Source organism: Oceanimonas pelagia, assembly GCF_030849025.1.
GTDB classification, from domain to species: domain Bacteria; phylum Pseudomonadota; class Gammaproteobacteria; order Enterobacterales; family Aeromonadaceae; genus Oceanimonas; species Oceanimonas pelagia.
The window spans coordinates 3,459,200-3,470,184 of the sequence record NZ_CP118224.1; the positions used below are offsets into that span (position 1 = coordinate 3,459,200).

Here is a 10,985-nt window from a genome sequence, read left to right on the forward strand (position 1 = left end):
CGTGCCGCTTGCGCGACCCGAGACAGGCAGTACCCCCCATGATGCCACCATGCCCAAACCGTGTTCTATCGAACCGTCATCAAGACGCTTAATCACCACGCCGACGTTAAACTCGATGGCCGGCATTCTATGGCCGGCGCGCTTATGGTAAAAATGAATTGTCGTCATAAAGGTATGGTGAATATCGATGGATAACCTGTTCCAGCGTCTGGATCTGAACCTGCTGCGGGTGTTCGATGTGCTGATGCAAAGCCGCAACGTCACCCGGGCGGCGGAGCGGCTCAACCTGTCCCAGTCCACGGTCAGCCATGCCCTGGGGCGGCTGCGTCAGGCCCTGGACGATCCGCTGTTCGTGATGACCCGCAAGGAAATGCGGCCTACCCACCGCGCCCAGGCTCTCGCCACTCCGGTGCGCCAGGCCCTGGCCCTGCTGGAGCAGGGGGTGCGCCAGTCGGCGGGCTTTGAGCCACAGCGCTCCCGGCGCACCTTTCGGCTGGCGGTGCCCTCGTCCATTGAGCATGGCGTGGTGCCGCAACTGGTGGAGCTGCTGCACCGCAAGGCGCCGGGCTGCCGGCTGGCGGTGAGCGAGCTGGTCAACACCGATTATGAAGACCTGCTGGCCCGGGCCGAACTGGATCTGGTGGTGAGTTTTGCCGGGGCCGATCATCTGTCGCCGCGGCTGCTCACCGACACCTGGTTTAAAAACCCCATGGTGTGCCTGTCGGCAAAGGACAGCGGTCTGCCCGGGGTGCTTGAGCCGGCGCAGCTGGTGAGCTGGAGCCATGTGTCTACCTCCAACTGGGGCCATAACCAGACCCTGGTGGAAGGCTGGCTCAGCGACAAGGGACTGGCGCGGCACATCGGCGTGTGGGTGCCCAGCTTTGAGGCCCTGCCCCGGCTGCTGGCCACCGGGCGTTATCTGGCGGTGGTACCGGAGCTGATCGGGCGGGATCTGTGTTACTACTATCCGTTGCAGGCGCACCGCCTGAGCGAGCCCCTGCACAGCACCTATGTGCTGGCCCAGCACCCGCTCACCGAGTTCGACCCGGCACTGGTGTGGTTTCGTCGGCTGTTGGGGGAAACGGGCGGCCAGCCGCCGCCCGGGGAGGCGAATTAACTCTTGGGCAGGGGGACCACCAGCAGGTCGCAGGGCACGGTATTCATCAGCTGGCGGGCGGAGGAGGTGAGCAGGCTCCAGAAGCTTTGCTCGTGACCGCAGATCAGCAGGTCAACTCCGTGCTGCTCGACCGCTTCGTTCACTTTCAGCGTGAGATCGCCGCAGATCACCAGTTTTTTCTCGATGGGATAGTCCACCCCGGCCAGGTAGTCTTCCAGCCGCTGCTTGGCGTCGGCCACCACCTGATCCTGAATATTGTCGATGTCGATGTCGATCATTTCGGTGTAGAGGTCCTTGAGGTCGACGTCGACATGGATCACCGACAGCTTGGCGTTGTTGGCCCGGGCCCGGTCCACCGCTTTGGCGATCACCTTGCGGTTTTTCTCGGTCATGTCGACCGCGGCAAGGATGTGTTTGTACTGGTACGGCTCGGTCATGGAAGCTCTCCTTTTTTATGAACCCTATCAATCCGTTAGTTAACAAACCGTGAGCTGAACGAAAGTTTTGCAACTTCGCCAGCATAGGCCAGAGGACCGGATTGGTACAAGTATCATAAAGTCTATATCGATTTCCGCTGGCTCAGGGACGGTGCCGGCCGAGCACGGTTCTGAGCGAGTGAATTTCTTCCCTGAGCGAAGCCACTTCCGCCCGCAGCGCCCCCAGTTGCTGCTGTACTTCCTTTTCTTCGCTTTCCACCGCTTCCTGCTGCTCTTCGGTTCTGGGGCTGAGCACCGCCGAGGCCACCAGGCCGGAGATGCCGGCAAACAGGCTGACACCGGCAAAGATCACCACCGACGAAATAATGCGCCCGGCGGTGGTCACCGGATAGTAATCACCGTAGCCCACGGTGGAAATGGTAACCAGGGCCCACCAGAGGGCGTCTTCGGCGGTTTCAATGTTGGAGTCGGGGTTGCCGGCTTCGGTCATCAGAATGGCGATGGCGCTGCCGCTGATCACCACCACCAGGATCAACAGCATGGTGGCCATCATGGTGCTGCCGCTGTTTCTCAGCAGATGGCGAATGACCTGGTTGGCCACCCGCAGCATGCGCAACACCCGCAGCACCTGAAAGATCCGGCCGTAGCGCAGCACGTCGATGGCCGGAATGGAGGCGATAAAGTCGATCCAGTGCACCTTGAGAAAACGTTTCTTGTCGTGGGCGCGGATCAGGCCGTAGAAAAAGTGGCTGAGCAAAATCACGCAGATGCCGGTGTCCAGGTAAAGCAGCAACTCCTTTTCGGCGGCGTTAAAGGGGCCGAACTGATGCAGCACTATGGCCACCAGGGAGACGATGGACAGCACCATCATCAGCAGCTCAAAGGCGGTGGGGGGAATGAAGCGTACCTGGTTTTGCATTGCAGTCTCCTGTCCTTGGTGTCAGGGGCGACGATGCGCCTGAATAAGATAGCGGCGGGGGGTGTTGGCCTGTTCGGTAAAGGTGCCGAGGATCACCCGGTAGCCCCGCTCTTCCAGAAACAGGGCCCGGTCCAGCAACAGCCACAGCTCCAGCGGCTGGCGGTAGAGGTGGCGCACCAGCTCGATACGTTTGACCAGCAGCCGGCGGGACTCGGCGGCGGCGAGCCAGTGCTCGCTGTGAATGTGGGCGGGCATGGCCAGCCCCTTTTTCTCGCAGGCCCAGCGGGCAAAGGCTGTAAAGTCGCCGCTCAGCAACTGCTTGGGAAAGGCCGGCAGCGGCAGGTAGTGGTCACACCCGGTGAGCTCCCGTTGCAGCTCGTCAAAGGCCAGCCGCCAGGTCAGTTCGGTATGGCGCAGCCGGCGCACCCGTTCGCCGCCGGTCACCTGCTGTTGCAGCGGCAGGCGCAGATCGTGGCGGCTCAAGGTCAGTCCGGCCCGGCGGCCGGCCGCCGACAGCGGCGCATAGTGCTCGCCGTCGATCAGGTGGTAGCAGCAGGGCGACAGCGCCAGCGCCTGGGTGCCGGCGGCGGTGCCATGTTCGAGAAAGCGCAGGTGCAGCTCGCCGCAGGCGTGCAGGGCTACCGCCTGCTGCGCCGGTTCAAACAGCCGGGCGGCCTCGGGGGCCAGGGCGTCGCCGCAGTAAAAGCGGTGCTCCAGGCCTAGCCGGCCTGCGAGTGCCTCGCCCTGCCGGCACAGGTCGGCGTTCCACTCCAGGCTGGTGACCGCCTGCCCCTGCTCCAGGGCCAGCAGCCGGCCCAGATGGCCCTTGCCGGCGCACCATTCCAGAATGGAGTGTCGGGTGGTGATGTTGGCGGCAAAGTCCCGTATCTGCGCCCATTTGCGGCCGGGAATGCCGTTGCTCCAGCGGGGCGTGGCGTAATCACTGGCCCGCTTCAGCTCGGCCACCGGCCAGTGTTGCTCCGCCGTGATCTCGGGACGATAAGGGGCCAGCAGGCCAAGAGCCGCCTCGGGGTTGTTTTCCAGGGCGTCTAGCTCGGACTCGGAAAGGGCGTCAAGCACCGGCGCCAGCTCGGGCCAGGGCAGGGTGCGGCAGGCAAAGGGCAGCCGCTGCCAGTCGCCGCAATGGCGTGCCAGCAGGCCGCTCAGTCGTTCGAAGTGGGGGGCGAAGTCGCTCATGGCCGCAATTATACCCCCAGCCCCGCCGGCCAACATAGCGGGACGGCGGCGCGGCGGGTAAAATGCGCCTTTTGCCATGATTGAGGAAATGCCATGCAGGCCTGGGATGTAATCGTGATCGGTGCCGGCGCCGCCGGCCTGATGTGTGCCGCCGAGGCCGGCAGGCGGGGCCGCCGGGTGCTGGTGCTGGATCACGGCAAGCGCATCGGCCGCAAGATCCTGATGTCGGGAGGCGGCCGCTGCAACTTCACCAATTACCACGTGGAGCCTGGCGCCTATCTGTGCGCCAACCCCCATTTTGTGAAATCGGCGCTGGCCCGCTACACCCAGTGGGACTTTATCGCCCTGGTCAACAAGCACGGCATCGCCTGGCACGAAAAGACCCTGGGGCAGCTGTTCTGCGATGACTCGGCGCAGGACATCGTCGATCTGCTGGTAAAAGAGTGCGATGACGCCGGCGTGACCATACGGCTCAGGGCCGAGATCCTGGAAGTGGACCGGCTGGGTGACGGCTTTCGCGTGGCCACGGCCGGCGAAGAAGACAGCTGCCAGTCGCTGGTGGTGGCCACCGGTGGCCTGTCCATGCCCAAGATCGGTGCCTCGCCCTTCGGTTACCGGCTGGCGGAGCAGTTTGGCCTCAAGGTGCTGCCCACGCGGGCCGGTCTGGTGCCCTTCACTCTGCAGCCGGAAGACAAGCAGACCCTCGAGCCCCTGGCCGGGGTCAGCCTGCCGGTGGTGGCCGAAAGCGAGGACGGCACCCGCTTCGCCGAAAACCTGCTGTTCACCCACAGAGGCGTGTCCGGGCCGGCGGTGCTGCAGATCTCGTCCTACTGGCAGCCGGGCGAACGGGTGAAGTTTGAGCTGCTGCCGGCGGGCTGCCTGGCGCAAGGGGTGGCGGAAAGCCCCAATCAGGAGCTGAAAACCTGGCTGGCACGGTATCTGCCCAAGCGGCTGGTGGAGGCGCTGCTGGCCCGTGAGGAGCTCACCAGCAAGCCGCTCAAGCAGTACACCCCGAAGGAGCTGGCGGCCATCGAGACGCTGCTGGCCGAGTGGTCGTTGCGCCCGGGCGGCACCGAGGGCTATCGCACCGCCGAAGTCACCCTGGGCGGCGTGGACACCGACGAGCTGTCCTCCAAAACCATGGAGGCGAAAAAGGTGCCCAACCTGTATTTCGTCGGCGAGGTAATGGACGTGACCGGCTGGCTGGGGGGCTACAACTTTCAGTGGGCCTGGAGCTCCGGCTGGGTCGCCGGCCAGGTGGTCTGATGTGTACTGACAATAAAGTTTGTACACTAGACAAAAAGTTTGTACACAAGCGCAGTTTGTGACAATAAAGTTTGTACACTGTTCTATACTTAGCTCCAAGATGACATAACGGAGCTAAGCACTTGGCTGGCCGAAGAAAGCTACAGACCACGGAAGACTTTAAGCGCGCACTCAAAAACCGTTATGGTTTGGGTGAGAGAGATAGCTATAAGCCTTGGATAAGGGTGCAGGATGTTGCCTCACAAGGAAATAGTGCAAAAATTCAAGGGCTTAAAGCTAAGCGAGAGCACCATACCCTTTCTGAACACGAGAGTTGCTTCTTCTATTTAGCAGAGTTTTCTGACTCTGTTATTGATATTCGTGAACAATTTCCTCTTTTACCTTTAGATTTATCAGTGAAAATCTCCAGCGTATTGGGTGTAAAGCATCCAATCGTCCCCGGCACGAAAACCCTCAATGTTATGACCACAGATTTTTTGCTTACCTGTTCTGATGGTTTTAAAACGTGGTACGAAGCAATAAGCGTAAAGCCAGAAAATAAAATTAATGATAAACGTACTGCCGAAAAGCTTGATATAGAAAGAGTCTGGTGGGAGTTGCAAGGAGTGCCGTTTCATATCTTCACTATGACTGAAATGAATAAAATACAGTCAAGAAATGTTCAGTGGGCAACTTCGCCGACCAGACAAGGAAAGAAATTTGATGATGAGCTCCTTTTGGCAGCATTGGAGTTTGTCACAGAGGGCCTAGTATTTGTTGAGTCACTGTGCAATGTTTTCGTTGAAAAGTTGAGCGTTGAGCATGATGACGCTTTGGTTTTATTGAAAACACTTGTCGCTAGAAAGTTAGTGTTAATAGAACTGAATAACTCCATCACAGATACAGGGATATTGAACGTCACGGGTATCAATCAACGTGCAGGAGATAAGCTATATGCAGGTTGAGATAAATAGTGTCTGGGATGTGAGTAATATTGATGGGCTAAGTGATGGCCTTTATCGCTTGCTGGCAAGTTATAAAGAAGATGGCGTGTTGATACTATTTGACTTGGCAGAAAGTATTAGTTTGAAAAAACCGATTTCTGTTGATTTCGAGGTCTTTTTGAGCGGAGTTGAAAAGAAGGATATTAAGCCATCTTCTTTTACTCTTCCCTTTTATCTTCTGTTAAGTGACGGTGATATACCGAGCGAATATATTAAGAGAAGGGATGATCAATTCGAATTAATTGAGGGGTTAGTGAATAAACCTTATTTTTTATTCGAAGTGGCGGTTATTCAACGCTGTAAAATAATACCAGCCCATGCCAAGAGTAAAGGGACTTATGTTCAAAAACTTTATCGTATACTTAACCAATACTGGCGATATGGCCAGGATGTGAATGGATTACTGCCAGCATATAAGAACTCTGGTGGCCCGGGAGAGCCTCGTTTGGCAGGGTTGAAAAAACGCGGTGCACCAATGCAGCTATCAACTCCTGGAATGATTACAGCATCAGGAAAAAATGCCACAGAAGAAGACAAGCAAAAGTTTCTTAAGGCTATTAAAAAATACGCATTGAAGGGACGCTCAATGGCTATAAGCCATATTTATAAAAAAATGCTGAATGAGTTCTACGCTGACGAAATACTACAAGCAGAGAAAGATGCAAGATCTCCACTAGTGCCGAGCTTGAGATCATTTAGATACTGGGTGAAAAAGCTTATTCCTGAATCAGAATTTATCAAAAAAAGCACAAGTAGTGGAGACTTTGATAGAAATAAACGCGGCCTTCGAGGCTCCACCACAGATCACGCTGAAGTTCCTGGAAGTTACTTCGAGTTGGATGCCACAGTCCTTGATGTTCATATTGTATCAGAATTTAACAGGAATCATGTTATTGGGCGACCAACTTTATATTATGTCATTGACAAAGTCAGCCGTATGATTGTAGGCCTTCATGTTTCAATGGAGTATGCATCATGGAAAGCTGGTCGTCAGGCTTTAGTTAATAGTTTTTCTTCAAAGAAATATTTTTGTGCACGTTATGGTATTGAAATTGAAGATGAAGACTGGCCTTGTCGGCATATACCACAGCGCCTGTTATGTGATCGTGGTGAGTTTATATGTAAAGATGCCGAGGAGCGTGCTGTTCCATTGATTGGTCATTTGAGCTTTGCGCCACCATATAGAGCTGAAAAAAAAGGAGTGGTAGAGCATAGGTTTCATATTCTTAATGAAAACCTAATTCACGATCTGATGGGTACGACTAGAGGAACAAACTACATTCGAGGTGATAAAGATCCACGAATGGATGCAGTGTTTACTCTGAAAGAAGTGACTCAGATGATTATTGAAGATGTGCTCGTACAAAACAGCAAAGCTCTTGATGCGCTGGCATCTCAAACTACTTTGCTGATCGAATCTCAGCTTAGTCCTACACCTCTCAACTACTGGAATGTTTATCTTAACAAACATTTACATGCATTGAGTAAAGCTGATGAAGCTGAGATAAGAGCAAAATTGTTGCCTGTAGAGTATGTCTCAATGACAAGTAAAGGAATCAGACTCAATGATGATATGTACTACGAGTGTGATAGACCTGAGTTTGAAGACTGGAAAACAATTGCAAGGAATTACGGCCGCTCGAAAATGGAAGCACTCATTGATAGTGATAACTCTTCATTCATTTTTGTCCGACTACAGCCTTTAGAGGGCTTTACTCGATGTAAATTAATGAAAAGATCATCGATTTTCGAAGAGCGCCACAAAGCAGACGTTTTGTACTTTAAAGACTGGAAAAAGCTTGAGCAAGGTAAGCCTCAAGTATCAACTCGAACTGTTGAAGCTCATGCCAGAAGAAAATCAATAGTTGAGGCCGCAAAGCAAGAAGTAAATGAGTTGCCTAAGCTAGGTAAAAAGAGTGACAAGATTAAAGGGATGAAAGACAGAAGAAGGGAGTATGTAAGTAATGCCAGAGTCGAAGAGAAAATCGATCACGATGATTATTTGACATCTGCTGATGACTCAATTTCTCGTATTTCAGAAGAACGTAAAGAGAAAGTAATATCTATACTTAAGCGGAAAAAGGATTCCGATAAATGAGACATGAAGAAGCGAAGTACAATAAGGCTATACTTCCTGAGCATTGTGGTAATCCATTAATAGAAGCGTTGCCAGTTAAGCTGTGTGACGAAGATTTAGTTGACGAGCTGAGCTATTACCCACCGTATTCTTCAGATGAAATGAAGCTGGAGCCTTCCCACAGAGTGGAGTATCTAACCAGACTGAAGGCTCTAAGGCAGCCACTACCAATATACTTTGATTGTTTCAGGGCAATTGAAATTGCTATCAAGGAGGGTTATTCAGCAAAAAATCCTTTGTCACCTACGACAATGAATTATTTGCATTACCCTGTTGGTGAGCGTACAGAAGTTGAACCTAGAACTGGTTATTTTCAGGCCAAGGGTTGTGGTATAACTATAATCGGAGAAAGCGGTGTAGGAAAAACCTGCATGCTGGAGCAAATCCTTAGTCATTTTCCCGATACCATCACACACTCTCGGTATAGTGGAGTGCCAATTCCTCTTCGTCAGGTAGTATGGATTAAAGTAGACTGCCCTGAAGATTCCAGTATTAGAGCTTTGTGCCACAAGATTCTCACAGAGCTGGATATTAAAATGGGTTTGGAGCCCACAGCAAAACAAAGAACAATTCCTTCCTTGATAGAGCAGATCGAAGCGCGTATAAAATCCTGCTTTCTGGGAGTTCTTGTTATAGATGAGATGCAAAATCTTAACCTGGCTAAAACAGGTGGTGCTGATCGACTTCTCGGTTTTATCCACAATTTGGTCAATAATCTTGGCATTCCAATAGTTTTTTGTGCAAACCCTCCTTTTAATCAACTTCTTAGCAAAACATTAAAAACAGCAAGGCGAGCTGAGAGTAATGGGTATTTTGATTTTGAATTGATGGAAAATGATGAGGTATGGGATATCTTTGTTGAACGATTATGGAGATACCAATGGGTTAATGTTAAAGCTCCGCTATCCCAAGAATTGAATAATACACTTTATGATTTATCAATAGGCAATATGGATTTAGCTGTCAGGATCTTTCGTGAAGCTCAGCGATATATTATTGGTGCTGAAGATGAAAGGATCACTCCAGAAGTACTTAGGCACGCATCAAGTATTGCCATAAGGGCTTCAAAAGGCATTACAGATGAGATAAAAAGGGAGCGTGCCATTTCACTTCTTAAACGAAAGAAGAAAGAACCTAGCACTACTTTAGAAAAGTCACCTTCAGATGAAAAAGTGTTATTGGTTCACTCAGGAAATCAGAAAACCATCCCAGGAGACCTAACCAGGCCACACCACCCTGAATTCTCGTCTAAAATTAACCAGTTGCAGAATACAGAAGATCTCTACCCTCTTATTGGCGATATGGATTTGATTCAACGAGCTGCGACTCAAGATGATCCCCTGGAGCTGTTAAGGGCCAAGAACATACTCTGTGAAGACCCATTAGAGAAATTTGCCTAGCTGTGGTGGTGTAATGAGGGTTCCAAAGCCTTTCCCGGATGAACTCGTGCTTAGCCGCTTGATACGATACGTGACAATGTTCGGTATGCATATAGGTGATTTTTCGGAAAAGGCTTTTGGAAGCAAGAGAGCCTCGGTACACCCTTTCCTGCCAGCAGGTATTGAGCAGCTTGCCACTCTGATTGGTGAGAATAAAGACGATATTGTTAATGAACAGACGCTGGCCCCGCTGTTTTGCCTGTTTATGCCCAGGTATGCCGCTCAGTTAAGGCGCGTGATGCTGGCCCGCGAGGGAGCCAAGGCCGTCAGATACAGCCAGCTTGCTTCCTTTGGCTCTGGAGAAACACTGTGTTTGAAATGGTGTCCACTCTGTGCTGGTAATGAGTTACAGCAGCTGGGGGTGGCCTATTGGCACAGGAGCCATCAAATCCCAGGAATAACAGCCTGCCCGTTTCACCCTGTGTTGCTTCATAGAATGCCTCTGTTACGAAGGCAACGAGTGATGGCAGGATGCCTGCCTAAGTATACCGATAGACATACTTCGGCAGCTCCCTTAGAGACGAGAGTTGCTCGGTTTGCTTACGAACTGTTGCAGCTGATCACTTGCGAAAGCTGCCAGTTGAGTGTGGCCTCGGGATACAGATTAAGGTTGGCAGAGCTGGGATTCATAACAAAGCGTGGCTGCGTGCGGCGTGAAGGAGTCATTAAGGCTTTTATCGCTGCTGCAGAGGAGTACCGCGCTGCTGTCGATACGGTACTTCCTCGTCATGCCCAAGACTATCGCTATGTCTCACAGTTACTGGAGCCAGAGAGTAATCGTCACCCATTTCGGCATCTGCTTTTCTCCAGCTGGCTTTATCGTCAGCCGCAAGACATGCTCGACTACGCCGTACCTTCGTTAAGCATTTCTGCCGGTAACAAACGCGATAAGCCCCGCACATCCTCAAACGTTGAGCGTAAGTGCCTGAGGTTGCTAAAAGAAAACCGCTCAATGGCTGAAGTGTCTCGTATCACCGGCAAAAGCCGCTGCTACCTGAAGCGGCTGGCCCAACTCCATGATATTCCGATCACGACCAGGCCCAGAACGCTTACCGAGGAGTGCAAACAGCGCATTCTGCGCTTTGCCCAAGCAGGTGTGCACAGAAGCGCCATCTCGAAGCGTTGCGGGATTGGAATTGGCTCGGTGGAACAGGTTATTTCCAGCACACCCGGCCTGGTGGAACGACGCAAGCTGTGCCATTGGGAATCCATGCGCCGGCGTTGCAGGGTGCAGATCATCAGATATCGCAACGCTCACCCCAAAGCACATAGAAAAGACTACAAAAGCCGGTGCAACGCCGCTTTTTTCTGGTTGTACCTCAATGATCGCCTCTGGCTACAGGCTGTACTTCCCGAGCCTGTAAAGCCCGCCGGGCGCTATGCCTGAACCCTTCTCCTTCTGACCGCCTTGTTTGTCGCAGGACAGGCTGGGATTTAAGTCTGTAATTCAGCTACTGCAAAATAAAAGTTGACAGATCGGTTCCCTATGA

The 10,985-nt window shown here is 52.6% G+C and carries 9 protein-coding genes; 6 read left to right on the top strand and 3 right to left on the bottom strand.

Annotated features, from left to right (window positions below; translation table 11 throughout):
- Positions 1-187 precede the first annotated feature (187 nt).
- Entirely contained in the window at positions 188-1,117 is a 930-nt protein-coding gene (locus PU634_RS16520) for a LysR family transcriptional regulator (protein ID WP_306761930.1), read from the top strand.
- Here PU634_RS16520 and PU634_RS16525 read toward each other — a convergent pair.
- The 3 genes from PU634_RS16525 to PU634_RS16535 form a co-directional block, all read right to left on the bottom strand.
- A complete protein-coding gene (locus PU634_RS16525; RefSeq protein ID WP_306761931.1) occupies positions 1,114-1,554 on the bottom strand; it encodes a universal stress protein in 441 nt (146 codons plus the stop codon). The two genes, PU634_RS16520 and PU634_RS16525, sit on opposite strands and share 4 nt — an antisense overlap.
- A 142-nt stretch (positions 1,555-1,696) precedes the next feature.
- Positions 1,697-2,473 carry an ion transporter gene (locus PU634_RS16530; protein WP_306761932.1) on the bottom strand — a complete coding sequence of 259 codons (777 nt, stop codon included), beginning with the start codon at positions 2,471-2,473 and terminating at the stop codon, positions 1,697-1,699.
- A gap of 21 nt (positions 2,474-2,494) precedes the next feature.
- Entirely contained in the window at positions 2,495-3,670 is a 1,176-nt protein-coding gene (locus PU634_RS16535) for a methyltransferase (RefSeq protein ID WP_306761933.1), read from the bottom strand.
- Between the two features lie 93 nt (positions 3,671-3,763).
- Between PU634_RS16535 and PU634_RS16540 the strand changes: the two genes are divergently transcribed.
- The 5 genes from PU634_RS16540 to PU634_RS16560 all read left to right on the top strand — a co-directional run bounded on the left by PU634_RS16540 (position 3,764) and on the right by PU634_RS16560 (position 10,882).
- Positions 3,764-4,936: a BaiN/RdsA family NAD(P)/FAD-dependent oxidoreductase gene (locus PU634_RS16540; RefSeq protein WP_306761934.1), complete on the top strand. Its 1,173-nt coding sequence runs from the start codon at positions 3,764-3,766 to the stop codon at positions 4,934-4,936.
- 122 nt (positions 4,937-5,058) lie between these two features.
- Complete coding sequence (locus PU634_RS16545) at positions 5,059-5,880, top strand: TnsA endonuclease N-terminal domain-containing protein (RefSeq protein ID WP_306761935.1); 822 nt, start codon at positions 5,059-5,061, stop codon at positions 5,878-5,880.
- Positions 5,870-8,017, top strand: a complete 2,148-nt coding sequence (locus tag PU634_RS16550; protein ID WP_306761936.1) for a TnsB C-terminal domain-containing protein — start codon at positions 5,870-5,872, stop codon at positions 8,015-8,017. Before PU634_RS16545 ends, PU634_RS16550 begins: the two co-directional genes overlap by 11 nt.
- Complete coding sequence (locus PU634_RS16555; protein ID WP_306761937.1) at positions 8,014-9,456, top strand: ATP-binding protein; 1,443 nt, start codon at positions 8,014-8,016, stop codon at positions 9,454-9,456. The genes PU634_RS16550 and PU634_RS16555 overlap by 4 nt, the downstream gene beginning before the upstream one ends.
- Positions 9,457-9,469: 13 nt before the next feature.
- Entirely contained in the window at positions 9,470-10,882 is a 1,413-nt protein-coding gene (locus PU634_RS16560; RefSeq protein WP_306761938.1) for a TnsD family Tn7-like transposition protein, read from the top strand.
- The last annotated feature ends 103 nt before the right edge of the window (positions 10,883-10,985 follow it).